Annotated in this window: 23 protein-coding genes and 1 riboswitch; of the genes, 11 read left to right on the forward strand and 12 right to left on the reverse strand. The window is 73.5% G+C overall.

Annotated elements, in window-relative coordinates:
• Positions 1-39: 39 nt before the first annotated feature.
• The 9 genes from cobO to ACFV6E_RS16485 form a co-directional block, all read right to left on the reverse strand.
• Positions 40-639 carry a cob(I)yrinic acid a,c-diamide adenosyltransferase gene (gene cobO, locus ACFV6E_RS16445; RefSeq protein ID WP_385170376.1) on the reverse strand — a complete coding sequence of 200 codons (600 nt, stop codon included), beginning with the start codon at positions 637-639 and terminating at the stop codon, positions 40-42.
• Positions 639-2,726, reverse strand: a complete 2,088-nt coding sequence (locus ACFV6E_RS16450) for a putative cobaltochelatase (RefSeq protein ID WP_385170379.1) — start codon at positions 2,724-2,726, stop codon at positions 639-641. Before ACFV6E_RS16450 ends, cobO begins: the two co-directional genes overlap by 1 nt.
• On the reverse strand, positions 2,723-2,899 hold the full coding sequence (locus ACFV6E_RS16455) for a hypothetical protein (RefSeq protein WP_385170382.1): 177 nt from the start codon (positions 2,897-2,899) through the stop codon (positions 2,723-2,725). Before ACFV6E_RS16455 ends, ACFV6E_RS16450 begins: the two co-directional genes overlap by 4 nt.
• A complete protein-coding gene (gene cobN / locus ACFV6E_RS16460) occupies positions 2,896-6,546 on the reverse strand; it encodes a cobaltochelatase subunit CobN (protein ID WP_385462203.1) in 3,651 nt (1,216 codons plus the stop codon). The genes ACFV6E_RS16455 and cobN overlap by 4 nt, the downstream gene beginning before the upstream one ends.
• A complete protein-coding gene (locus tag ACFV6E_RS16465) occupies positions 6,543-8,054 on the reverse strand; it encodes a cobyric acid synthase (protein WP_385462206.1) in 1,512 nt (503 codons plus the stop codon). Before ACFV6E_RS16465 ends, cobN begins: the two co-directional genes overlap by 4 nt.
• The gene (locus tag ACFV6E_RS16470) at positions 8,054-9,016 is read right to left on the reverse strand and encodes a cobalamin biosynthesis protein (RefSeq protein ID WP_385462209.1); all 963 of its coding nucleotides are present in this window, start codon (positions 9,014-9,016) and stop codon (positions 8,054-8,056) included. Before ACFV6E_RS16470 ends, ACFV6E_RS16465 begins: the two co-directional genes overlap by 1 nt.
• Positions 9,017-9,175: 159 nt before the next feature.
• Positions 9,176-9,319, reverse strand: a riboswitch (cobalamin riboswitch).
• 128 nt (positions 9,320-9,447) lie between these two features.
• Positions 9,448-9,669 carry a hypothetical protein gene (locus ACFV6E_RS16475; protein WP_385170391.1) on the reverse strand — a complete coding sequence of 74 codons (222 nt, stop codon included), beginning with the start codon at positions 9,667-9,669 and terminating at the stop codon, positions 9,448-9,450.
• Between the two features lie 23 nt (positions 9,670-9,692).
• Complete coding sequence (locus tag ACFV6E_RS16480) at positions 9,693-10,946, reverse strand: anion permease (RefSeq protein WP_385170393.1); 1,254 nt, start codon at positions 10,944-10,946, stop codon at positions 9,693-9,695.
• 226 nt (positions 10,947-11,172) lie between these two features.
• Positions 11,173-11,919 carry a lysozyme gene (locus ACFV6E_RS16485; RefSeq protein WP_385170396.1) on the reverse strand — a complete coding sequence of 249 codons (747 nt, stop codon included), beginning with the start codon at positions 11,917-11,919 and terminating at the stop codon, positions 11,173-11,175.
• A gap of 208 nt (positions 11,920-12,127) precedes the next feature.
• On the opposite strand from ACFV6E_RS16485, the gene ACFV6E_RS16490 reads away from it, so the two are divergent.
• The 3 genes from ACFV6E_RS16490 to ACFV6E_RS16500 all read left to right on the forward strand — a co-directional run bounded on the left by ACFV6E_RS16490 (position 12,128) and on the right by ACFV6E_RS16500 (position 16,537).
• A complete protein-coding gene (locus ACFV6E_RS16490; protein WP_385170399.1) occupies positions 12,128-12,880 on the forward strand; it encodes a class II aldolase/adducin family protein in 753 nt (250 codons plus the stop codon).
• Positions 12,881-13,700: 820 nt separating this feature from the next.
• Positions 13,701-14,828 carry an alpha/beta hydrolase family protein gene (locus ACFV6E_RS16495; protein WP_385462212.1) on the forward strand — a complete coding sequence of 376 codons (1,128 nt, stop codon included), beginning with the start codon at positions 13,701-13,703 and terminating at the stop codon, positions 14,826-14,828.
• Positions 14,829-15,013: 185 nt separating this feature from the next.
• The gene (locus tag ACFV6E_RS16500; protein ID WP_385462214.1) at positions 15,014-16,537 is read left to right on the forward strand and encodes a hypothetical protein; all 1,524 of its coding nucleotides are present in this window, start codon (positions 15,014-15,016) and stop codon (positions 16,535-16,537) included.
• Positions 16,538-16,650: 113 nt separating this feature from the next.
• Here ACFV6E_RS16500 and ACFV6E_RS16505 read toward each other — a convergent pair whose 3' ends face one another.
• Complete coding sequence (locus tag ACFV6E_RS16505; protein WP_385167742.1) at positions 16,651-17,064, reverse strand: VOC family protein; 414 nt, start codon at positions 17,062-17,064, stop codon at positions 16,651-16,653.
• Between the two features lie 297 nt (positions 17,065-17,361).
• Between ACFV6E_RS16505 and ACFV6E_RS16510 the strand changes: the two genes are divergently transcribed.
• From ACFV6E_RS16510 to ACFV6E_RS16520, 3 genes are all read left to right on the forward strand, one after another.
• Positions 17,362-18,960 carry an ABC-F family ATP-binding cassette domain-containing protein gene (locus ACFV6E_RS16510; protein WP_385167741.1) on the forward strand — a complete coding sequence of 533 codons (1,599 nt, stop codon included), beginning with the start codon at positions 17,362-17,364 and terminating at the stop codon, positions 18,958-18,960.
• Between the two features lie 405 nt (positions 18,961-19,365).
• The gene (locus ACFV6E_RS16515; protein ID WP_006123601.1) at positions 19,366-19,587 is read left to right on the forward strand and encodes a helix-turn-helix domain-containing protein; all 222 of its coding nucleotides are present in this window, start codon (positions 19,366-19,368) and stop codon (positions 19,585-19,587) included.
• Positions 19,588-19,719: 132 nt separating this feature from the next.
• Positions 19,720-20,511 carry an enoyl-CoA hydratase/isomerase family protein gene (locus ACFV6E_RS16520; RefSeq protein ID WP_385462217.1) on the forward strand — a complete coding sequence of 264 codons (792 nt, stop codon included), beginning with the start codon at positions 19,720-19,722 and terminating at the stop codon, positions 20,509-20,511.
• Between the two features lie 39 nt (positions 20,512-20,550).
• Here the strand turns inward: ACFV6E_RS16520 and ACFV6E_RS16525 are convergent, their stop codons facing one another.
• Positions 20,551-21,321, reverse strand: a complete 771-nt coding sequence (locus ACFV6E_RS16525; RefSeq protein ID WP_385462220.1) for a nucleopolyhedrovirus P10 family protein — start codon at positions 21,319-21,321, stop codon at positions 20,551-20,553.
• Positions 21,322-21,418: 97 nt separating this feature from the next.
• Between ACFV6E_RS16525 and ACFV6E_RS16530 the strand changes: the two genes are divergently transcribed.
• The 5 genes from ACFV6E_RS16530 (at position 21,419) to amaP (ending at position 23,861) form a co-directional block, all read left to right on the forward strand.
• Entirely contained in the window at positions 21,419-21,910 is a 492-nt protein-coding gene (locus ACFV6E_RS16530; RefSeq protein ID WP_385167736.1) for an Asp23/Gls24 family envelope stress response protein, read from the forward strand.
• Positions 21,911-21,944: 34 nt separating this feature from the next.
• A complete protein-coding gene (locus ACFV6E_RS16535; RefSeq protein WP_385167734.1) occupies positions 21,945-22,130 on the forward strand; it encodes a hypothetical protein in 186 nt (61 codons plus the stop codon).
• 3 nt (positions 22,131-22,133) lie between these two features.
• The gene (locus tag ACFV6E_RS16540; protein WP_385167733.1) at positions 22,134-22,514 is read left to right on the forward strand and encodes a hypothetical protein; all 381 of its coding nucleotides are present in this window, start codon (positions 22,134-22,136) and stop codon (positions 22,512-22,514) included.
• A 110-nt stretch (positions 22,515-22,624) separates the two neighbouring features.
• Positions 22,625-23,272 (forward strand): DUF6286 domain-containing protein, encoded by a 648-nt coding sequence (locus ACFV6E_RS16545; RefSeq protein ID WP_385167747.1) that lies wholly within the window; start codon positions 22,625-22,627, stop codon positions 23,270-23,272.
• A 10-nt stretch (positions 23,273-23,282) separates the two neighbouring features.
• Complete coding sequence (amaP, locus tag ACFV6E_RS16550) at positions 23,283-23,861, forward strand: alkaline shock response membrane anchor protein AmaP (protein WP_385167732.1); 579 nt, start codon at positions 23,283-23,285, stop codon at positions 23,859-23,861.
• Between the two features lie 48 nt (positions 23,862-23,909).
• Here the strand turns inward: amaP and ACFV6E_RS16555 are convergent, their stop codons facing one another.
• Complete coding sequence (locus ACFV6E_RS16555) at positions 23,910-24,665, reverse strand: SDR family oxidoreductase (RefSeq protein ID WP_385167730.1); 756 nt, start codon at positions 24,663-24,665, stop codon at positions 23,910-23,912.
• Between the last annotated feature and the right edge of the window lie 2 nt (positions 24,666-24,667).

Below are 24,667 nucleotides of genomic sequence, written 5' to 3' on the forward strand. Positions count from 1 at the left end.
CCGCTGGACGGACTGGACGGACTGGACGGACTGGACGCGTCACCACTCGATGCCCCTCTGGCCCTTCTGCCCCGCGTCCATCGGGTGCTTGATTTTGGACATGTCGGTCACGAGATCGGCGAAGTCCACCAGCTCGGCGGGCGCGTTGCGCCCGGTGATCACCACATGCTGGGTCCCGGGCCGCCGGCGCAGCACGTCGACGACCTCCGCCGTGTCGACCCACCCCCAGTGCATCGGATACGCGAACTCGTCCAGCACATACAGCTTGTACGTCTCGGCCGCCAGGTCGCGCTTGACCTGCTCCCAGCCCTCCCGGGCCTTCTCCTCGTTGTCCATCTGCGCGTCGCGCTGGACCCACGACCAGCCCTCGCCCATCTTGTGCCAGTCGACGGAGCCGCCCTCGCCGGAGGCGCCGAGCACGCGCAGCGCGTTCTCCTCACCGACCTTCCACTTCGCCGACTTGACGAACTGGAACACCCCGATCGGCCAGCCCTGGTTCCAGGCCCGCAGCGCGAGCCCGAACGCGGCCGTCGACTTGCCCTTGCCGATGCCCGTGTGCACGACGACGAGCGGCCGGTTGCGCCGCTGACGCGTCGTCAGCCCGTCGTCCGGTACGACACTCGGCTGTCCCTGCGGCATTACGCGGCCCTCCTGTTGCTGCCCTGGCTGCCCTGCACGTCCCTGACCAGCCCGGCGATCGAGTCCGCCCGCAGCTCGTCCAGCGTCACGGCCGTACCTCCCAGCTCACCCGCGAGCTGCCCCGCGAGCCCGAGCCGTACGGGCCCCGACTCGCAGTCCACGACCACGGACGCGAGCCCGTCGGCGGCGAACAGCCGAGCCGCACGGCCTGCGAGCGCCACGGGCTCCGTCCCACCCGTCGCCCGGCCACCACCCCGGCCGGAGGCGCTTCGCGCCGCACCTCTGTCTGTCGCCCGCCCGTCCGTCACCACGACCACCAGCGGCCGCCGCGCCGCGTCCCGCAGCCGCTCCACCCGCAGTACGTCGTGCGCCTTGAGCAGCCCGGCGGCCAGCGGGGTACGCCCGCCGGTCGGCAGCGACTCCAGCCGGGCCGCCGCCGCGTCGACCGACGAGGTCGGCGGCAGCGCGACCTCCGCGCCCGTACCCCGGAAGGTCACGAGCCCCACCTTGTCCCGCCGCTGGTACGCGTCGAGCAGCAGCGACAGCACGGCGCCCTTCACGGCGCTCATCCGCTGCCGGGCGGCCATCGAGCCGGAGGCGTCGACCACGAACAGGACGAGGTTGCCCTCGCGGCCCTCGCGGGTCGCCTGCCGCAGATCGTCCCGGCGTACGACGAGCCCCGGACCCGACCGGCCACGCGCCCGCTGGTGCGGCGCCGCCGCCTGCACGGTCGCCGCCAGATGCAGCTTGGTCAGCGCACCCCGCGGCCGGCGCGACCCCGTCGTCCGCCCGTGCTCGGTCCGCGCCCGCGAACGCCGCCCGGCGGCACCCTCACCGATCCCGGGCACGCTCAGCACCTTGGTACGGAACGGCTCGGCGGCCCGTACGGGCTGCTGCTCACCGGCACCGGAAGGCGCGGGCTGCCCGCCCTCACCGGCCTCCGGCCGCGCGGTCCCGTCACGGGCGTCACCGCCGTCATCGGCCGACTCACCACTGTCGGGCCCGTCCTGGGGCCCGTCCTGCGGCGGCTGCCCGCCACCGCCGGGCCCGTCCGGATCGGGGTCCTCATCGTCCCCGCCGCCGAACTCCTCCAGCGTCTCGTCGAGCTTGTCCTCGTCGAGGCCCGGCGCGTCGAACGGATTGCGCCGCCGCCGGTGCGGCAGCGCGAGCAGCGCCGCCTGCCGCACGTCCTCGGCGAGCACGTCCGTACGTCCGGCCCACGCGGCCAGTGCCGTCGCCGTGCGTGCCATCACGATGTCGGCGCGCATGCCGTCCACCTCGAACGCGGCGCAGGTCGCGGCGATCTGCCGCAGCGCGGCGTCACCGAGGCGCACCGAAGGCAGCAGCTCCCGCGCCGCGACGATCCGCGCCCGTACGGCGGTCTCCTCGCCGGCCCAGCGCGCCGCGAAGCCGTCCGGGTCGTCGTCGTAGGCGAGCCGCCGCCGTACGACCTCCACCCGCTGGTCGGGCTCGCGCGAGGCGGCCACCTCGACGGTCAGCCCGAACCGGTCCAGCAACTGCGGCCGCAGCTCGCCCTCTTCGGGGTTCATGGTCCCGACGAGCAGGAACCGCGCGGCATGCCGTACGGAGACGCCCTCGCGCTCGACGTACGAGGCGCCCATCGCGGCGGCGTCGAGGAGCAGGTCGACCAAATGGTCGTGGAGGAGGTTGACCTCGTCCACGTAGAGGATGCCGCGGTGCGCGTCGGCGAGCAGGCCCGGCTCGAACGCCTTGACCCCCTCCGCGAGCGCCCGCTCGATGTCGAGCGCGCCGACGAGCCGGTCCTCGGAGGCGCCCACGGGCAGCTCGACCATCCGGGCGGGCCGCGACTCGAACGCCCCCGGCGCGTGCGGCCCGTCCGGGCAGGCGGGGTCGGGGGAGTCGGGGTCGCAGGAGAAACGGCATCCGGAGACGACGTCCACCGTCGGCATGAGCGCGGACAGCGCCCGCACGGCGGTGCTCTTGGCGGTGCCCTTCTCGCCGCGGACGAGGACGCCGCCGACGGCGGGGCTCACGGCGTTGAGGAGCAGGGCCAGGCGCAGGTCGTCCTGCCCGACGACAGCGGTGAAGGGAAAGGGCGTGCTCACGCGGCGATCACTCCTTCGGGTGACTCCAGGCGAAGCGGCTCGCGGTCGGGCCGACGGCCGATCAGGGTGAAGATCTGGTCCCCGCCGCCGCGGGGATGGTCCGGCGCCGTTGTATCCGTGACGGCGGATGACAGCCTGCTCCCCGCCGACGCGGGGGTCTTCGGGATGTTCACGCGTCCCCCTCCAGATCTCCCTCAAGCTCGAGGTAGGTCGCCCGGAGCCGGTCCAGGGTCTCCTGGTCCGGCTCCGCCCACAGCCCGCGGTCCGCCGCCTCCAGCAGGCGTTCCGTGATGCCGCGCAGGGCCCAGGGGTTGGACTTCCGCATGAAGTCCTGGTTCTCGGCGTCGAAGACGTACTCCGCCGACAGCTTCTCGTACATCCAGTCGTCCACGACCCCGGCGGTGGCGTCGTAGCCGAAGAGGTAGTCGACGGTCGCCGCCATCTCGAAGGCGCCCTTGTAGCCGTGGCGCCGCATGGCGGCCATCCAGCGCGGGTTGACCACGCGGGCGCGGAACACCCGGTGCGTCTCCTCGCCCAGCGTCCGTGTCTTCACCTGGTCGGGCACGGCCGAGTCACCCACATACGCCTCCGGGCTCTCGCCCGTCAGGTGCCGCACCATGGCCACCATGCCGCCGTGGTACTGGAAGTAGTCGTCGGCGTCGACGAGGTCGTGCTCGCGCGTGTCGACGTTCTTCGCCGCCACCGCGATCCGCCGGAACGCCGTCTCCATGTCGCCGCGTGCCGCCCGCCCGTCCAGGCCGCGCCCGTACGCGTAGCCGCCCCACACCGCGTACACCTCGGCGAGGTCGGCGTCGGAGCGCCAGTTACGGGCGTCGATCAACGGCAGCAGACCGGCGCCGTACGCGCCCGGCTTCGAGCCGAACACGCGGGCCGTCGCGCGGCGCCGGTCGCCGTGCTCGGCGGTGTCCTCGTCGGCGTGGGCCCGCACGTAGTTCGACTCGGCGGGCTCGTCCAGTTCCGCCACCGCGCGCACCGCGTCGTCGATCAGACCCACCACGTGCGGGAACGCGTCCCGGAAGAAGCCGGAGATGCGAACCGTGACGTCGATGCGCGGCCGGCCCAGCTCCGCCAGGGGCACGATCTCGAAGCCGGTCACCCGGCGCGACGCGTCGTCCCACGCCGGACGGCAGCCGAGCAGCGCCAGGATCTCCGCGATGTCGTCGCCCTGGGTGCGCATCGCGGAGGTGCCCCAGACCGTCAGGCCGACGGACTTGGGGTACTCGCCGGCGTCGGTCAGGTAGCGCTGGACGAGCGAGTCGGCGAGTGACTGGCCGACCTCCCAGCTCAGCCGGGAAGGGATCGCCTTGGGGTCGACGGAGTAGAAGTTGCGGCCGGTCGGGAGGACGTTGACCAGGCCGCGGGTCGGCGAGCCGGAGGGGCCCGCGGGGACGTAACCGCCGCGCAGCGCCCGCAGGATGTGGTCGATCTCGTCCGTCGTCCGGGCCAGGCGCGGTACGACCTCGCGGCAGGCGAACTCCAACACCGCGACGGCGGGCGCGAGTTCGGTGCCCAGGATGTCACGGACCAGGCCGAAAGCCGCCGTCGCGTCCCAGCCGCGCTCCTCCATGCCCTCCGCGAGCCGCCGGCACAGCTGCTCCAGCAGGTCGATCGTGTCGGCGGCCGTCCGGGACGGTCCCTCGACCAGGTCGCTCAGTTCCGCCGGTACCTTCGTCGGCGCGCCCGGCTCGGCCAGCAGCTCCTTCTCGACCAGGCCGAAGTGCTCGGCGAGCGAGGCCCGCAGGCCCGGCAGCGCGTTCGCCTTGCCGCCCCACACCTGGGAGGCGCGCAGCACGGCCAGGACGAGGTTGACGCGCGGCTCGGCCTCGGGGCCGCCGCCCAGGATGTGCAGCCCGTCGCGGATCTGCACGTCCTTGATCTCGCACAGGTAGCCGTCGATGTGCATGACGAACTCGTCGAAGTCGCCGTCGTCCGGCTGCTCGTCCACGTGCAGGTCGTGGTGGAGTTCCGCCGCCTTGACGAGGGTCCAGATCTGGGCGCGTACGGCCGGCGCTTTCGTCGGGTCCAGGTCGGAGACGAGCGCGTACTCGTCCAGGAGCTGTTCCAGCTTGGCGAGGTCGCCGTAGGTGTCGGCGCGGGCCATCGGCGGGACCAGGTGGTCCACGACCGTGGCGTGGCCGCGGCGCTTGGCCTGGGTGCCCTCGCCGGGGTCGTTGACGATGAACGGGTAGATGAGGGGCAGTTCGCCGAGGACGGCGTCGGGGGCGCAGCCGCCGGACAGGCCCAGGCCCTTGCCCGGCAGCCACTCCATCGTGCCGTGCTTGCCCATGTGTACGACCGCGTCCGCGCCGAACGAGTTCTCCAGCCACCTGTACGCGGCCATGTAGTGGTGCGACGGCGGCATGTCCGGGTCGTGGTAGATCGCGATCGGGTTCTCGCCGAAGCCGCGCGGCGGCTGGATCATCACGACGACGTTCCCGAACTGGAGGGAGGCGAGCACGATGTCGTCGCCGTCGACGTAGAGGCTGCCCGGCGGCTCGCCCCACGCCTCCGTCATCGCGTCGCGCAGCTCGGGGTCGAGCTTGTCGAACCAGGCCCGGTAGTCGGCGAGCGGTACCCGCGCGGGGGCGGCGGCCAGCTGCTCCTCCGTCAGCCACTCGACGTCGTGGCCACCGGCGTTGATCAGCCGGTGGATCAGCTCGTCACCGTTGTCGGGGTGGCCCTCGACCACGTACCCGGCGTCCCGGAGCGCGTCCAGGACCCGTACCGCGGAGGCGGGGGTGTCCAGGCCGACCGCGTTGCCGACGCGGGAGTGCTTGGTGGGGTAGGCGGTGAAGACGAGCGCGAGCTTTTTCTCCGCGTTCGGCTTGTGCTTGAGGCGGGCGTGGCGCACGGCGATCCCGGCGACGCGGGCGGCCCGCTCGGGGTCGGCGACGTACACGGGTACGTCGTCGGGGCCCTGCTCCTTGAAGGAGAAGGGGACCGTGATGAGCCGGCCGTCGAACTCCGGGATGGCGACCTGCATCGCCGCGTCCATGGGGGAGAGGGCGGCGTCCGACGCCTCCCAGGCGGCGCGCGAGGAGGTGAGGCAGAGGCCCTGCAACACCGGTACGTCGAGGTCGGCGAGGGCGCCGATGTCCCAGGTCTCGTCCGCGCCGCCGGCCGACGCCTGCGAGGCGTGCGTGCCGCCCGCCGCGAGCACGGTGGCGACCAGCGTGTCGGCCCGGCCGAGGATCTCGTACAGCCCGTCGTCGGCGCCGCGCAGCGAACCGCAGTACACGGGAAGGGCGTTGGCGCCCCGTGCCTCGATCGCGTCGCACAGGGTGTCCACGAAGGCGGTGTTGCCGGACAGTTCGTGGGCGCGGTAGAAGAGCACGCCGACGGTCGGGCGGCCCTCGGTGAGCGGGCGGTCGCCGTGGACGCCGTACTCCGGCATCTTCCGGGGCTCGTCGAAGCCCTCGCCGGTGAGCAGCACGGTGTCGGAGAGGAAGCGGGCCAGCTCGGTGAGGTTGTCCGGGCCGCCCTCGACCAGGTAGCGCAGCGCTTCCGCCACCACACCGGCCGGCACCGACGACTCGGCCATCAGCTCGGCGTCGGGCACGGACTCGCCGCCGAGCAGCACGGTCGGCACACCGGACGCCTTCAGCGCGGCGAGCCCGTCCTCCCAGGCGCGCTTGCCGCCGAGGAGGCGTACGACGGCGAGGTCCGCGCCCTCGACAAGACCCGGCAGCTCCTCCGCCACGTCCACCCGGGTCGGGTTGCCGATCCGGTAGGAGGCGCCGGAGGCGCGCGCCGCCAGCAGATCCGTGTCGGCGGTCGACAACAACAACACTGTGCTCATGCGGGTGCTCCCGGGGGGATGAAGGGCAGTCCTTGGGGCGCGCCCGACTCGATGAGCCGCCACAGCGCGTCCGTGTCCGCGTGTTCCTCGATCAGATCGCCGAGCAGGTCGAGCTGCTCCTCGCGCAGCGCGGCGAAGGATGTACCGGCGGCCGGTGTGAAGCGGCGTCCCGCGGCGGCCGCCACCTCGCGCAGGAAGGCGCGCCGGAATCCGTCGGACTCCAGCGAGCCGTGCCAGTGCGTACCCCAGACGGCGCCGACCCGGCAGCCGTCCAAGAAGGGTTCGCCGCCGCGCACGTCCGCGACGCCGTGGTGGATCTCGTAGCCCTCGACGCGCTCGCCGAGGGCTTCGCCCGCCGGCCTGGTCAGGGTCTTCTCGCGCGCGAACCGCACGCGTACGGGCAGCAGGCCGAGGGCGTCGACGGCGCCCGCGCGGGACTCGATCTCGTCCTCGATGTGCTCGCCGAGGATCTGGAAGCCGCCGCAGACGCCGAGCACGGGCCGTCCCTCGGCGGCCCGCCGCGCGATCGCGTCCGCGAGCCCGCGCTCGCGCAGCCACCGCAGGGCCTTCACCGTGCCGCGGGTGCCGGGTACGACGACGAGATCGGCGTCGGCCAGTTCCTCGGGGCGGTCCACGAACCGCACGACGACGCCGGGCTCGGCGGCCAGCGCGTCGACGTCGGTGAAGTTGGACATCAGCGGGACGGCGCAGACGGCGACGCGGAGGATGTCCTCGCCGACGGGGGAGGAGACCGCGGACTCGCGGACGGCGCCGCGCAGCGAGACACGGAGTCCGTCCTCCTCGTCGATACCGAGCCCGTGCCGGAACGGCAGCACGCCGTAGGAGGGGCGGCCGGTGAGGTCCTTCAGCATGTCGAGGCCCGGCTCCAGCAGGGAGACGTCGCCGCGGAACTTGTTCACCAGGAAACCGGCGACGAGTTCCTGGTCCTCGCGGCTCAGCAGCGCGACGGTGCCGAAGAAGGAGGCGAAGACGCCGCCGCGGTCGATGTCGCCGACGACGAGCACGGGCAGCCGCGCGTTGCGGGCGATGCCCATGTTCACGATGTCGGTGCGGCGCAGATTGATTTCGGCGGGACTGCCGGCCCCCTCGCAGATCACCGCGTCATACGTGCCCCGCAACTCGGCCAGGCAGTCCAGGACGGTGCCGAGCAGCGCCTGCTGCCGGCCGCCGTGGTAGCCGCGCGCGCTCATCTCGCCGACCGGCTTGCCCATCAGCACGACCTGGCTGCTGCGGTCGCCGCCGGGCTTGAGCAGTACGGGGTTCATCAGCGCGGTCGGCTCGATCCGGCACGCCTGGGCCTGCATGGCCTGCGCCCGTCCGATCTCGGCGCCCTCGCGGGTGACGAAGGAGTTGAGGGACATGTTCTGCGCCTTGAACGGCGCGACCTTGACGCCCTGCCGTACCAGCCACCGGCAGATCCCGGCGGTGACGACGCTCTTGCCCGCGTCGGAGGTGGTGCCCGCGACCAGTAGTCCGCCGCCGCTCATCATCTGCCTCCTCGTAGCCGTGATGCGTGCAGGCGTCGCCCCAGCAGCCGTCCTGTTGCGCAGACGCCGAGGGCCAGCCAGCCCACCCGCCGCGACAGCCGTACGGCCCGTTCGACGTCGCCAATCTCCACGGACCGGCCGTCTTCGTTGAGCACCGGCCGGTGCTCGACCCGGCCGCCGTACGACAGCGTCCCGCCGAGCCGGACCCCGAGCGCGCCCGCGAAGGAGGCCTCGACGGGTCCGGCGTTGGGGCTCGGGTGCTTCCTCGCGTCGGCCCGCCAGGCGCGCAGGGCGCCCCGCGGGTCGCCGCCCGCGACGGTGGCGAGCACGGCGGTCAGCCGCGCGCCGGGCCAGCCCGCGACGTCGTCGAGGCGCGCGGAGGCCCAGCCGTAGCGGCGGTAACGGGGGGACTTGTGCCCGACCATGGCGTCGAGAGTGTTGACGGCGCGGAAGCCGACCAGCCCCGGGACCCCGGCGGCGGCCCCCCACATGAGGGCGCCGACCACGGCGTCGGAGGTGTTCTCGGCGACGGACTCGACCACCGCCCGCGCGATCCCGTCGGCGTCCAGCGCCTGCGGATCGCGCCCGCACAGGTGCGGCAGCCGTTCGCGTGCGACGTCGATGTCCCCGGCGGCGAGCGCGCCGCCGATGGCGCGGGCCTCCCGGGCCAGGCTGGTGCCGCCGACGACGGCCCAGGTGGCGGCGGCGGTCAGTGCGACGGAGGCGGCGCGGGAGCGGCGTACGGAGCGGTCGGCCAGCGCGGCGAGCCCGACGGCCGAGCCCACGCAGACGGCGGTGTGCAGCGCGCCGCGGCCCCGGTCGTCCCGCCACAGCACGCGCTCGACGGCACCGGCGGCCCGGCCGAACACGGCGACGGGATGCCCGCGGCGGGGATCGCCGAGGAGCAGGTCACCGAGGAGGCCGGCGGCGGCGCCGTACGCGAAGACGCGATCGGCACCCATCGGTTCAGCCGATGCCCGCGCCGGCGGAGCCGGGACCTGGCACCGTCACCCTCGTACGGCCGGAACACCTGGTACGGAACGCACTGAACGCACGGAACGGGAACGGCACCGGGCAGCCGCGCATGGCGATATGTCCTCACTCAGGGTGTCCACGCCCTGGTTCGACGAGACCGGCGGTGAGAGTTCCTGGCTCCCGGGGAGGTTCTCCCCGGTGACAGTGGCGGGACCGCGCCGGATTCGCACCGGGCTTCCTCTCCTGCCGCCGTACTTGGCCTTGGCAGTTCACCACGCGCTGAGAACACCCGTCAACTTGCTGTTGACCTGCGCGGGGACAGTGTGCCGAGGCCCACACGGAGGCGGGGTGCGGGACCCGCTCCGGTCCCGCACCCCGCCTCGGAAGTCCCCCTTGTCGTCGCCTCCGGTCCCTGCCGTCAGGCGACGATCAGATAGATCCCGTACGCCACCGCCGCCGCGCACGCGGCGAAGCAGACGCAGGCGCCGGTGGCCGCGAGGGCCGCGGATCCGCCCTGCGCGGTAGCGGACTCGCGCTTGGAGAGGCCGAGTATGCCCAGGGTGAAGAGGCCGACGAGGACCACGGTCACCACGAGGCTGACTCCGAAGACGGAGCCGAGGGCTGCCCAGTCGATGTTCATGCTGCTTCCTTGGTCCTTGGAGGTCAGGCCACGGCCTCGGGGGCCTTCGGGGCCGCCGGGGTGTCGGTGGTCGCCGGGACGGTTGCCGTGAGTGTCCCGGTCACGGGGCCGGCCGGGGGCGGGGTGACGGCGGCGATGGCCGCGGTCACCACACCGGCGGGCTCGGCATCGGCGTCCGGCTCGTTGACGTTGGTGTGGTCGACGACCTCGCCGCGGCGGGAGACCAGCCAGATCGCGGTGCAGGAGGCGATCAGGAAGACGGCGACGAGGGCGGTGCCCCAGTCGCCGAAGCCGGTCACCCACTCGGCGAGGGCGCCGACGACAGCGGCGGCCGGCAGGGTCAGGACCCAGGCGACGCACATCCGGGTGGCGGTGGACCAGCGGACCACGCCGCCCTTGCGGCCGAGGCCCGCGCCCATCACGGAGCCCGAGACGGAGTGCGTGGTGGAGAGCGAGAAGCCGATGTGGGAGGAGGCGAGGATGACCGTGGCCGCGCTGGTCTGGGCGGCGAAGCCCTGCTGCGGCTGGAGGTCGGTCAGGCCCTTGCCCATCGTGCGGATGATGCGCCAGCCGCCCAGGTAGGTGCCGAGCGCGATGGCGCAGCCGGCCGAGAGGATGACCCAGACCGGCGGGTCGGAGTCGGGGGCGACGGCGCCGCCTGCGACCAGGGCCAGGGTGATGATGCCCATCGTCTTCTGGGCGTCGTTGGTGCCGTGGGCCAGCGAGACCAGGCCCGCGGAGGCGATCTGGCCGGCGCGGTAGCCCTTCTCGGTGGACCTGCCGCCGGCCTTGGCGCCGAGCGCGTACGACATGCGGGTGGCGATCAGTGCCGCGACGCCCGCGACCACGGGGGCCGCGACGGCCGGGATCAGCACCTTGGTGACCAGTACGCCGCCGTGCACTGCGGCCGTGCCGGCCGAGGCGATGGTGGCGCCGATCAGACCGCCCATCAGGGCGTGGGAGGAGCTGGAGGGGAGTCCGACGAGCCAGGTCAGCAGGTTCCAGAGGATCGCGCCGACGAGCGCCGCGAAGATCACCTCTGGCTGGATGCCGGATTCGTCGACGAGACCTTTGGAGATCGTGTTGGCGACTTCGACGGACAGGAACGCGCCGACAAGGTTGAGGACGGCGGACATGGCCACCGCGACCTTGGGCTTGAGTGCGCCGGTCGAGATGGTGGTGGCCATCGCGTTGGCGGTGTCGTGGAAACCGTTCGTGAAATCGAACACGAGAGCGGTGACGATCACGATCCCGAGGAGAAGCGTGATGTGTTCCATTTACCCAGGCTTCTGTTGGACGTCAGTGGCAGGCTGAACGTAGGCAACCAGGGTGAACGGAAGATGAACTGAGGCGGGCGGTGGGGTGACCCAATCGGCGGGCCGCCACTCCACTTACGAGGGAGTGACGGCCCGCCGGACCGAACAAAGGTGGAATCTGCGTCTCCGCTCATGGCCTCGCGTACGGCCTCGCGTATGGCCCCCGCTTATGGCCTTCGCGGTTTCGCTATCCGCTCGCGAGTTTCCGCAGCTGGTTCATGGAGCCGTTGAAGAGATTCTGGTCACCCGGCAGCCGGCCCCGGTTGTCGTACTGCCAGAAGGTCCAGAACGACCAGCCGGCCGGCAGCGCCCCCGCGCTCCCAGCGTCGTAGCGGGCGAGCCAGAGCGGATGGTTCGCCGCGAAGGCGCGGCTGCCGCCGGTGCACTTGTTCCACCAGAGCGTGGTCGTGTAGATCACCGGGCGGCGGCCGGTCCGGCGCTTCACCTCGTTGCTGAAGGCCGCGATCCAGTGGACCATCCGCGCCTTGCTGAGGCCGTAGCACTTCTTCTTCCTGCTGTACGGGTTGTGCTCGATGTCCAGCGCGGGCGGCAGCGTCCGGCCGTCCGCGCGCCAGCCGCCCCCGTGGCGCACGAAGAACGCGGCCTGCGCGGTGCCGGACGACTTGTTCGGGACGGCGAAGTGGTACGCGCCGCGGAGCAGGCCCGCGGCGCGCGAGCCGTTGTACTGCTGCGTGAAGTAGGGATTGCGGTAGGTGGTCGACTCGGTCGCCTTGATGTAGACGAACCTGGCGCCCCTCGCCCGCGCCTTCGACCAGTTGACGTGTTTCTGGTGCGAGGAGACGTCGTGTCCCCGCGGCTTGCCGGCCGCCGTGGCCGGTGCGTCGGCGAGCACGGTGCCGGTGACGGTCAGCGCCGTCACGGCGGCCGCGACGGCGCATAAGCGGTGGCGGTGCGATCGGTGTTCACGAGCCATGATTCCCCCCGGAATGGCGGCGTGCGCGAAAAACCTCCCAGAGGTTACTGGAAGATCCCTGAATGCCAGGTCATCACCGGCCAATCCATGAAGAGGGTGACGTATGCAGACATGCGCCCTTTCGGACGAAAGGGTTCCGCCCTAAAGTGCGCCGGTCGCGGCTCGGGATGCCGATGACCTCGGGGCGTCCGGCTGCGAGGATCGCGCCATGACTGAGCGGCGGCGGAACACCGGAGGCGCGGGGGACGCGGGCGGCGGCGGGGCCGGGCGGGAGGCGCCGGGGCGGGCGCGGCGGCGGGACGCGCCGGGGGAACCGGAGGAGTCCGCACGGGCCTGGGAGGGCCTGGTGGCGGCGGCCCGCCGTACCGTGTCCGACGGTCTGGTCGTCGGCACTTCGGGCAACGTCTCGGTGCGCGTCGGGGACACCGTGCTGGTCACGCCCTCGGGCGTGCCCTACGAGCGGCTGACGCCGGGCGATCTCGTCGGCGTCGACCTGGCCGGCCGCCAGGTGCGCGGCTCACTGGCACCGACCAGCGAACTGCCCATGCACCTCGCGATCTACCGCACCACCGGCGCACGCGCCGTCGTGCACACGCACGCCGTGCACGCGACGGCGCTCTCCACCCTCGTGACCGAACTCCCGCCGATCCACTACATGTCCGCCGCACTGGGCGGCCCCGTCCGAGTTGCCCCGTATGCGGCATACGGCACGGAGGAGTTGGCCGAGAACATGCTGCGCGCGCTCACCGGCCGCTCCGGATGCCTCCTGCGCAACCACGGCACGATCACCTACGGCGACACCCTCGACCAGGCGTACGACCGCACCGCCCAGCTCGAGTGGATGTGCCGCGTCTGGCTCACCGCCTCCGGCGTCCCGGGCCTCACCCCGTCCCTCCTGACACCGGAACAGCTCACGGAGGCGGGCGAACGGTTGCGGGGGTACGGGCAGCAGCGGGGGTAGACGGGACCAGCAGCGAAGGTAGACGGAACCAGCAGCGGGGGTAGACGGGGTGCGGTTGCCGCGCGTGCTCCCGGCACCGCACCGGCTCCGCACCGGCACCGGCGCGGTCCCGGAGACACGCGCGGCGGAGGCGACGACGAGCGGAACGGGCGGTGGTGGCGGCATGGGGCGACGGCAGCGGGTGGCGGGGATGGTGCGCGGGGTGGCGGGGGCCGGGCGCGGGGCGGTGGAAGCGGTGCGCGACACGGCGACGGGGTTGCGCGAGACGGTAGGTGCGGGACGCGGGGCGGTGACGAGGGCGCGCGGGTCGGCGGGGACAGTGCGTGGGACGGCGAGGGCGCGCGGGTTGGCGGGGACGGGACGTGGGGCGGTGGGGGCGGTGCGCGGGCTGGTGGAAACGGTGCGCGGGGCGGCGATGAAGGTGCGCGGGCCGGTGGGAACGGTGCGTGGGACGGCGATGGCGCGCGGGTCGGTGGGGACGGGACGCGGGGCGGTGGGGGCGGTGCGCGGGCTGGTGGAAACGGTGCGCGGGGCGGCGATGAAGGTGCGCGGGCCGGTGGGAACGGTGCGTGGGGCGGCGATGGCGCGCGGGTCGGTGGGGACGGGACGCAGGCCGGTGGGGACGGTGCGCGGGTCGGTGGGGACGGGACGCGGGGCGGTGACGAGGGCGCGCGGGTCGGCGGGGACAGTGCGTGGGACGGCGAGGGCGCGCGGGTTGGCGGGGACGGGACGCGGGGCGGTGGGGGCGGTGCGCGGGGCGGGAACCGCCGGTGGGTGGCTTCCGCTGGCCGATGGCGGGCGGTCCCTGGACACTGGACCGGTGCGCACTGTCAAAGCGACGGCCGCCGCCGTCACCGTTGCCCTGGCCGCCGGCGCGGCGTCCGTCGCCGCCGGCCGGTACGCCAGCGATGCCGCGCTGAAGGCACCCCCCGGCCGGCCGCTGCCCACCGAACCCCGGCTCACCGTGCACTGCACGGCCGCGGGCCAGGTCACGCTGACCCGCGACCTCGCCTCGCTGCGGCCGGGCACGTACGGGCTCGGCGGCGACGGCACGCACGCGGTCGTCGGCCCCGTCCTCGACGGCGCCGCACACTCCGTCGACACCGTCGTACGCCGCCTCGAACGCGTCACGCACGGCACTCCGCGATCCGGCGACAGGGTGTGGTTCACCCCGAACCTGCACCTGGGCGACCCGCGCACCGCACTCGGCCTCGACTACGCAGAGGTCGCGTTCCCCGGTGAACTCGGCCCGCTGCCCGCCTGGTTCGTACCCGGCAGCCGCGACCTGTGGGTGATCACCGTGCACGGCCTCGGCGCCACCCGCGAACATCCCTTGAACGTCATGGAGTTCCTGCACCGGCAGCAGCTCCCCGTGCTGAACCTCGCCTACCGCGGCGACCCGGGCGCCCCCGCCTCCCCGGACGGCCTGCACCACCTCGGCGAGACGGAGTGGCGCGACCTGGACGCGGCGATCCGCTACGCCGTCCGGCACGGCGCCGAGCAGGTCGTCCTGTACGGCTGGTCCACCGGCGCCACCATGGCGCTGCGCGCCGCCGCGCACTCCGCGCTGCGGGACCGCGTCGCCGGTCTCGTCCTGGACTCGCCGGTGCTGAGCTGGGAGGCCACGCTGCGCGCCCTGGCCGCGGCCCGGCGGACGCCCGCCGCGCTGCTGCCCCTCGCGGTACGCGCCGCCCAGGGGCGCACGGGTCTGCACGGCGACCGCATTACGCAGGCCGCGCACCCGGACCGGCTCCGGGTCCCGACCCTGCTGGTGCACGGCCCCGGCGACACCATCGCCCCCTGGGACCTCTCGCGCCGCCTGGCCCGCCGGCGCCAGGACCTCGTCACCCTGCACCAGGTCCCGGACGCCCCGCACGCCGCCATGTGGAACCGCGCCCCGGCCGACTACGAGGAGAAACTCCGCCGCTTCCTGACGCCGCTCATGTAGGGCGGGGCCGCGGCCCGGGTCGTGCGACGCGCGAGCCGTGTCCGCGGTCCCGGCGGCCGCCACGGGCGCCGGTGGTCGTCGAACGGGCGTCGAACGGGCGGCACGAGCGGCTCGGCGGACCGCGCGTGTCGTCCCGCGTGGCTTTCCGTTTGGGTTTTCGCAGGGTCAACCGGAAGACTGCACCCGTGACGTCCCGTACCCCGCGCGACTCCAGGCTCCGACTCGTCCGCCCGCGGCCCCTCGCCGCCGCCCCCCGAGCGGTGACCCAGCGCCGCTCACGCCGCCCGGCGCCCAGGCCCCCCGAGGGCACACCGGCACCCTCCGAGCTGGCCCGCATGGCACGCGCCGAGCTGGCCGGCGCGGCCCGCGTCGCCCGCTGGGCCGACACGCCCCTGAGCCCCGGCCGGGACGGCGCGACCCCCGACGGCAAGGGCACCCTCTCCGGCGTCACCGCCGAACAGGCCGCGTCCGACCTGGGCCTGACCGCGGCTCAGGTCCGCGCCGACTGGGACACCGCACGCCTCGCCGGCCTCGTCGAGGTGCACGGCAACAGCGCGCGCCCGGGCTGGCGCCTGCGCGCCTGGAACCGTGACGACAGTGCCGTACTGCGCGGCTGGGTCGCCCTGTTCGACGCCTGGTCGCTCGCGTACCCGGAGCCGGTGGACCACGAGCCCGCCGCCGTCGCCGAGGTCGTCTCCGCGATGCCCCAGGTGCTCTCCTTCCTCCAGCTCTCCGCGGGCCCCGTCCCCGTGGACCAGCTCCTGGACCTCCTCGGACAGCGCGTCACGGAACTGCGCACCGAGCGCTGCGAGATCACCTACGGCCCCGAGCCCGACCCCCAGGAACGGGATACGGCCGGATCGGCCGAGCCGGTGGAGACGGCCGAACCGGCGACGGCGGCGGAGCCGGCGACGGCAGGGGACCCGGTGGCGGCGGCGGACCCCGTAGCGGCGGTGGAGCCGGTCGCCGCGGCCGGGACCCCCGACGCCCCCCTCGCTCCGCTGCTCGACTGGGCCCTGCACGCCCTCGCCGCCGTGGGCGCCCTCACCTGCGCCGACGGTCAGGCCACCCTCACCCCGCTCGGAAGCTGGGCGGTCTGGGTCAAGCTCGAGCAGATCTGCGTCGCCGCGCAGAGCCCCGCGGGCAACATCGAGCAGGCCGCCGAGGACATGCTCCGCGGCTGCGCCCAGCTCCGCCCGAACGCGGCCCGCGCCGAGTACCGCGCCTGGCTCGCCGCCCGCCCCGTCGGCAGCGCCGTCACCGAACTCCTCGACGCCGCCCGCGGCGAGGACGCCCTGCTGCGCGGGCTGGCCTTCGAGGCGCTGCGCGTGGTCGGCGCCCCCGCCGAGCCCGATGTGCGCGCCGTGGCCGAGGAGACGCCGCTGCGGCCCTACGCCCTGCTGTGGCTCGCCGAGCACGAGGGCCACGACCCGGAGGACGCCCACGAGGTCCTCACCCGGGACGAGGCCACCTGGCTGTGGGTGGACACCGCGGCCGCCGTCGCCGACCACGGCGAGGCCCCGCTCCTCGTACGGCACCTGGAGTCCGCTGTGCAGCCCACCGTGCCCGCGCTGCTCGACGAGGTGCGCGCGGTCGGGCACCCCCGCACCGTGCAGGTGCTGGTGGCGCTCGCCGCCGCGCACCCGGACCCGGCCCTGGCCAAGGCCGTACGCCGGGCCGCCTTCCAGGTGCACACGGGCGGCAGCTGACGGAACCGCCGGGCGGCCCTCCGGACCGGCGGGCCCCCGCACCCCCGGACCGGCGGGCCCCCGCACCCCCGGACCGGCGGGGCACCGGACCGGCGGATCTCCGGACCCCGCCCCTACGCCCCTGTCTCCGGCGCGTACGTCCCGAAGCTCCACACGTTGCCCTCCAGGTCCCGGGCCTTGTAGTCACGGGAGCCGAAGTCCTGGTCGGTCGGGGGAACCAGGATGTCCGCGCCGTGGTCCACGGCCTGCTGGTGGTGGGCGTCGACGTCGTCCACCACCACGTACACCGAGGCGGGGCCGGCGCCCTTCATCGCCTTGTCGAAGACGGCACCGCGGTCCTTCGAGCCGAGCATCACCACGCCGTTGCCATAGGCCAGTTCGGCGTGCGCCACGGAGCCGTCCTCGGTCTCGTACACCGACAGCTCGGTGAAGCCGAACGCCTCGGTGAGCTGCCGGATCGCCGCTTTCGCGTCCGCGTACAGCAGCGCCGGGCAGATGCTCGGGCGTCCGCCGTCCGTGCCTGTCATGCCGATCACTCCCTCTCTCCCGCGTCGTCGCATATGAGTCGCATATGAGTCGCATGTGATGCGAATGTGACCTGTTGCACAGTCTCGCACCCGGCACTGACAACGCCCCGGCTCAAAGGGAAGGGAAGGGAGGCGGAAGGGGCAGAAAAAGTGGTTGCAGACGCCCGTTAGACTTGGCCCATGGCCATTCTCCTCGCGCATTAGACGGCGGGAACGTCCTCAGCCGTCCGTCCCGCCAACCTCCCCGCGCTCCGGCCCCGCCGGGCGGGGGACCCGTCATCGCCCTGGAGCCTGTCCATGATCACCGCCTCCGGTATCGAGCTGCGTGCCGGCGCCCGCGTCCTCATCGAGTCCGCCAGCTTCCGCATCTCCAAGGGCGACCGCATCGGTCTGGTCGGCCGCAACGGCGCGGGCAAGACCACCCTCACCAAGGTCCTGGCCGGCGAGGGCATCCCCGCCGCCGGCACCGTCACCCGCTCCGGCGAGGTCGGCTATCTCCCGCAGGACCCGCGCACCGGCGACCTCGACGTGCTCGCCCGCGACCGCGTCCTGTCCGCCCGCGGCCTGGACACCCTGATCCGCAAGATGCGCGAGAACGAGCAGCGCATCGCCAACGGCTCGGGCGCCACCCGCGAGAAGGCCCTCAAGCAGTACGAGCGCCAGGAGACGGAGTTCCTCACCAAGGGCGGGTACGCCGCCGAGGCCGAGGCCGCCACCATCGCCGCCGCGCTGAATCTCCCCGACCGGGTGCTCGGCCAGCCCCTGCACACGCTCTCCGGCGGTCAGCGCCGCCGTATCGAGCTGGCCCGGATCCTGTTCTCGGACGCCGACACCCTGCTCCTGGACGAGCCGACCAACCACCTCGACGCGGACTCGATCGTCTGGCTGCGGGACTACCTGAAGACCTACCGCGGCGGCTTCATCGTGATCTCCCACGACGTCGACCTGGTCGAGACGGTCGTCAACAAGGTGTTCTACCTGGACGCCAACCGGTCCCAGATCGACATCTACAACATGGGCTGGAAGCTCTACCAGCAGCAGCGCGAGTCCGACGAGAAGCGCCGCAAGCGCGAGCGGCAGAACGCCGAGAAGAAGGCCGCCGCGCTGCACTCGCAGGCCGACAAGATGCGCGCCAAGGCCACCAAGACCGTCGCCGCGCAGAACATGGCGCGGCGCGCGGACCGGCTGCTGGCCGGCCTGGAGGCCGAGCGGAAGTCCGACAAGGTCGCCAAGCTGCGCTTCCCGGAGCCGTCCCCGTGCGGCAAAACCCCGCTGATGGCCGAGGGCCTGTCGAAGTCGTACGGCTCGCTGGAGATCTTCACCGATGTCGACCTGGCCATCGACAAGGGCTCCCGGGTGGTCATTCTCGGCCTGAACGGCGCGGGCAAGACCACCCTGCTGCGGCTCCTCGGCGGCGTCGAGAAGCCCGACACCGGGCAGGTCGTCGAGGGCCACGGCCTCAAGCTCGGCTACTACGCGCAGGAGCACGAGACCCTCGACCCCGAGCGCACGGTCCTGGAGAACATGCGCTCCGCCGCCCCGGACCTCGACCTGGTCGACGTGCGCAAGACGCTCGGCTCGTTCCTCTTCTCCGGTGACGACGTCGACAAGCCGGCCGGTGTGCTGTCCGGCGGCGAGAAGACCCGGCTCGCGCTGGCCACCCTGGTGGTCTCCTCGGCGAACGTCCTCCTCCTGGACGAGCCCACCAACAACCTGGACCCGGCCAGCCGCGAGGAGATCCTCGGCGCGCTGCGCACCTACAAGGGCGCCGTCGTCCTGGTCACCCACGACGAGGGCGCGGTCGAGGCGCTCCAGCCGGAGCGCATCATCCTGCTGCCCGACGGCGTCGAGGACCTGTGGGGCTCGGACTACGCGGACCTGGTCGCCCTGGCGTAGCCGCGGGGCCCACAAAGAGTTACGTCCTTCAACGGAACTCGTGGGTGTCTCGTGCGTCAGCGGTACTTGATCGAAAGACTGATCCACTGCGTATGGATCATTCGGCCGATCCGTGATCCATCATCTGTGTGAGATCTCCTCGTACCGAGGTGTGTCCTACATCGATTTTCCGGCCGAGCTCTCCGTTATCGGGGGCTCGGCCGTCTTACGTCGCTGACCTGCTGCTTCCCCCAGATACTCGCTCGGTCGAACGAACGGCTCAGTGCGGAATTTGGAATTCCGCTCGTGGGGACGGACTCCTGTCGTCAAAACCTTGTCTTACGGACCTTGCCGAATGGGTGGCCATGAAGCCCGGGAGGGGTGATCATGAGAAGTCCAGAGCGCACTTCCCATGAGGAGGCACGGGTGGCCGAGACTCTGAAGAAGGGCAGCCGGGTGACCGGCGCCGCGCGCGACAAGCTCGCGGCAGACCTGAAGAAGAAGTACGACTCCGGTGCGAGCATCCGAGCGCTGGCCGAGGAAACCGGCCGCTCGTATGGCTTCGTGCACCGGATGCTCAGCGAGTCGGGTGTCACGCTCCGAGGGCGTGGCGGGGCGACGCGGGGCAAGAAGGCCGCCTCGGCCTGAGGCCGGGCGTCCCCATCGGCTTCGGTGGTGGCCACCCGGTCGGTCGGGCGATCGACCGGGTGGTTACTGTGCAGTCACTTAAGGATGCCGTCGTACGGCGTCCCCAGTGACCGCACCCATCGGAGGCTTGCCATGGCTTCGCTCGACCCGGTACTCGACAAGGACGGCGTACGGCTCACCGTCGACGAGGCGACCGCCACGGTGACGTTGACCAACCCGGCCAAGCGCAACGCGCAGAGCCCCGCTCTGTGGCGGGCGCTGACCGAGGCCGGCCGTTCGCTGCCGGGCACGGTCCGCGTGGTCGTGCTGCGTGCCGAGGGCAAGTCGTTCTCGGCCGGGCTCGACCGGCAGGCGTTCACGCCCGAGGGCTTCGACGGCGAACCGTCGTTCCTCGACCTCGCGCGCGGCTCCGACGCGGACCTCGACGCGACCATCGCCGAGTACCAGGAGGCGTTCACCTGGTGGCGGCGCAGTGACATCGTGTCCGTCGCCGCCGTGCAGGGACATGCCATCGGCGCGGGCTTCCAGCTCGCGCTCGCCTGCGATCTGCGCGTCGTCGCGGACGACGTGCAGATCGCCATGCGCGAGACCAGCCTCGGCCTGGTGCCCGACCTGACGGGCACCCACCCGCTGACCGGCCTCGTGGGCTACGCCCGCGCGCTCGAGATCTGCGCGACCGGCCGCTACGTCCTGGCCGAGGAGGCCGAGCGGACCGGACTCGCCAACCTCGCGGTCCCCGCCGACCAGCTCGACGACGCCGTACGCGACCTCGTCGGCGCGCTGCTGTCCGCACCCCGCGACGCGGTCATCGAGACCAAGGCGCTGCTGAGCGGCGCCCAGCAGCGGACGTACGAGGAGCAGCGCGCCGCGGAGCGGGCGGCGCAGGCGCGACGGCTGCGGGACCTGGCCGGCGCCGGCGACTAGACACACACGGACAAGGCCCCGCGCCCCTGAGGGGGCGCCTCACAGGGAGCCGTCCACCGCCGTGACCACCACCGCCACCGACGGGTGGTCCGGCAGGGCGGCCGCCACCGCGCCGCGTACAGCGCGGGCCGCGTCCAGGGCGCGTACGTCCGCCGTGACGGCGATCTCGACGCGGACGTGGCGGCGCGGCAGGGCGGCGTCGTCCCCCGGGCCGGTGTCCTGGATGTGGACCGGATGCCCCAGCATGTCCGTCGTACGGGTGACGCCCGGGACGGACAGGGCGGCCGCGGCGGCCCGGGACGTCTCGCCGTCACCGGCGGGCGGTCCGGCCGCCGGCCGCCGGGCCCCGGTGTCCGGGGCGGCGGGCGAGTCGGGGCCGCTGTCGCCGTCCGGGTCCCCGTTCAGCAGGTCCGTCACGCGCAGGTCCACCTCGTCGACCGCCAGGCCGAGGCGCTGGTGCGCCGCCGCCAGCAGCGCAGTACGCAGCCGGTCCGCCGTTTGAGGCAGGGGCTCCGAGTCCGGTGCCGCGGGGTCCGCCGCGGCCGTGAACTCGGCCGTGACGCGCAGCGGGCCGGGCGGCAGCGCGCTCGGCGGAGGCGGTACGGCGGCCTCCCGCACCTCGTCCGGATCGGCGAGCGCGATGCGCAAAGTGCCGGGGCGCACGCCCGGCAGGAGCTCTGCCGCGTGCCGCAGCACCGTCCCGGCCGCCGCCTCGGTGATCCACGCGCCGTCGCGCGCCCCGCCGAGGGGCAGCAGCCTGCCGAGTCCCAGCTGTCGTCGTACAACCTGCGTCCACCGGTCCGCCGTCATTGCTCCAGCCTGCCGCATCCACGGCGCGTGACGGTGCATTCCCGCTTACTCTGGGTGAAGTAGGACGGTCGAAGGCGATCGAAAGGGACATACGGCGATGACCGACATGAGCGAGCGGAGCAGGCCGGACAGCCCCGAGGGCGAGCGGGACACGGCGGGAGCCCGCCGGGCGAACGTGACCAAACGCGGGGGCGGGGACCCCGGTTCACGGGGACGGACCACCATCGCCGACGGTGTGGTGGAGAAGATCGCCGGTCTCGCGGCCCGGGACGTGGTCGGTGTGCACGCGATGGGCAGCGGCCTCAGCCGGACCTTCGGCGCGGTGCGCGACCGGGTGCCCGGCGGCGGTACGAAGTCCGTCTCGCGCGGCGTCAAGGCCGAGGTCGGCGAGACGCAGACCGCGCTCGACCTGGAGATCGTCGTCGACTACGGCGTGTCGATCGCCGACGTGGCGCGGGCGGTCCGTGAGAACGTCGTGACAGCCGTGGAGCGGATGACCGGACTCGAGGTCGTGGAGGTCAACATCGCCGTCAGCGACGTGAAGCTGCCGGACGAGGAGGACGAGGAGCCGGAGTCACGACTCCAGTGACCCGCCGGCGGCCCGGACTGTTGAGGAGCGCACCATGAGCTTGGCCGTGATCGGGATGATCGCCGGGATGGCGCTCGGCTTCGCCGGGTACTTCGGCGGATTCGGAGCCTTCCTGCTGGTGGCGGCCCTGGGGGCCGTCGGCTTCGTCGTGGGGCGGTTCCTCGAGGGCGATCTCGACCTCGGCGATCTCTTCCGTTCCCGCGACGACCGGCGGAGGTGAGGCGTGCCCGCTCACGTCGGAGAGTTCCGGGAAACGCACCCCGGCACCGTCGTGCCGGCCGCCGAGCGCGGCGCCATCCGGATCGCCGACCGGGTCGTCGCGAAGATCGCCACCCAGGCGGCCCACGAGGCGCTGGACGACCTGCCGGACGACGCCGTGCCCCCGCACGCCACGGTGGTGGTGCACCACGGGAGCGCGCGCGTCCGGGTCAGCCTCGAACTCGGCTACCCCTCGGACATCGGCGGCCGGTGCCGGGCCGTGCGCCGTCAAGTGGCCCGCCGCGTCGGGGCGCTGGCGGGCTTGGAAGTGCCCGAGGTGGCCGTCGAAGTGGAGAGGCTGCACCTGGTTCAGGCGCCCGGCGCGGCACAGGGGAGGACGCAGTGAGCGAACCCCAGCACCCCGTACCCCAGCACCCCGTACCCCAGCACCCTGATCCCCAGCACCCTGATCCCCAGCACTCCGAACCCTGGTACCCCGAGGGCAGTACGCAGCGGCTGCCCGTCATCGAGAAGCCGGACGGGGCACCGGCCGACGGCGATCTCGGCCAGTCCGCCCCGGCCGCGGCCTACGAACCGCTGCCCGACGCCGGCGGCGAGGGCGGCCGGGGACGGTTCTGGTCGGCGCGCCGCGTGCCCGCCGCGATCGTCGCCCTCCTCGTTCTCGCGGGCGCGGGCCTCTTCCTGTACGACGTGGTGGCCGTCCGCGCCGACCGGCCCGCCATGCGCTGGCGCCGGACGCTGGCCCGGCAGCTCGCCGAACGGCCCCTGGACGACACCTGGGTGCTCGTCGGCGCCGGGGTCGCCGCGGCCGCCGGGCTCTGGCTGCTCCTCCTGGCCGCGACACCGGGCCGGCGGGATGTGCTGACGATGCGGTCCCCGCACCCCGACGTACGGGCCGGGCTGCTGCGCGGCGCCGCGGCCATGGTGCTGCGCGACCGGGCCATGGAGGTCTCCGGCGTGCGGTCGGCCCGGGTCAGGGTGCGGCGCCGGAAGGTCGACTGCCGCGCCGTGGCGCACTTCCGCGAACTCGACGACGTACGCGCCGACCTGGACGCTACGCTCGCCGACGGCATGAGGGGACTCGGACTCGTCCGGTCGCCCGCGCTGTCGGTGCACGTGCGGCGGCCGGGCCGGAAGGGGTAGGTGAGCACCGGTGCTGAAGACCGTCAACCGCGTCCTGCTGGCGCTCGCGGGGCTGGTGCTGCTCGTCGGCGGCGGCAGTGTGCTCGCCGTCGGACTCGGGGTCCGGCCGCCCTCCTGGTGGATCCACGACGGGCCGCACGACGTGCTGCTCAGCGCCGCCCGGCGGACCCGGTGGCGGGACGCGGGCTGGTGGTGGCCCACCGTCATCGCCGTCCTGGCGGCGCTCGTCCTGCTCGCCCTGTGGTGGCTGTCGGCGGTGCTGCGGCGGCGCCGGCTCGCCGAGGTGCTGGTCGACACCGGCGACGGCGAGGGCGCGCTGCTGCGCGGCCGGGCCGTGGAGAGCGCGCTGAGCGACGAGGCCGGGGAACTGGACGGCGTGGAGCGCGCGCGGATCCGGCTCACCGGGCGGCGCACCGCACCGAGAACACGGGTGCGGCTGCTGCTGCAACCGCACGCGGACCCCGGCGACACCCTGCGCCGGCTCACGGCCGAGGCGCTGGCGCACGCCCGGGACTCGGCGGGCCTCGCCGCGCTCCCGGCGGAGGTGCGCCTGCGCGCGGCCCGGCACCGGGCGGAACGCGTCAGCTGAGGCCCGAAGGGAAAGCGGTCCGCGGCGCCAGAACCGTGCGGCAGGGCCTCAGAAGCCGTGCCGCATGCCGCCGTCCACCGGCAGCATGAGGCCGGTCAGGTACGACGCCGCCGGGGACAGCAGGAACGCGGCCGTCCGGCCGAACTCCTCCGGGGTGCCGTAGCGGCGCAGCGGGATACGGGACTCGTTGGCCGCGCGGGTGGCCTCCGGGTCGGCGGACATGCCGTCGAGTTCGCGCACCCGGTCGGTGTCGATGCGCGACGGGAGCAGGCCGACGACGCGGATGCCGCGCGGGCCCAGCTCGTCCGAAAGGGACTTGGCGAAGCCCGCGAGGCCGGGGCGCAGACCGTTGGAGATGGTCAGCCCGGGGATGGGCTCGTGGACGGAACCGGAGAGCACGAAACCGATGACGCCGCCCTCGCCGAGCTCCGCCGCGGCCGAGCGGGCCAGCCGCACCGCGCCGAGGAAGACCGACTCGAAGGCGGCGCCCCACTGTTCGTCCGTGTTGTCGGCGACGAAGCCGGGCGCCGGGCCGCCGACGCTGATGAGTACGCCGTCGAAGCGGGCGAAGTGCTCACGGGCGGCGCCGATCAGCCGCTCGGCGGTCGCCGGGTCGCCGTTGTCGGCGGCCACCCCGACGGCGTTCGCCCCGAGTTCCGCGGCGGCCGCGGCGACGCTCTCGCCGTCCCGGCCCGTCACGACCACCTTCGCACCGTCCGCGACGAGTTCGCGCGCGGTGGCGTTGCCCAGGCCCCGGGTCGCTCCGGTGACGACGTACACACGGTCCTTCAGTCCAAGATCCATGG

It is taken from the genome of Streptomyces sp. NPDC059785 (assembly GCF_042732375.1).
Taxonomy (GTDB): domain Bacteria; phylum Actinomycetota; class Actinomycetes; order Streptomycetales; family Streptomycetaceae; genus Streptomyces.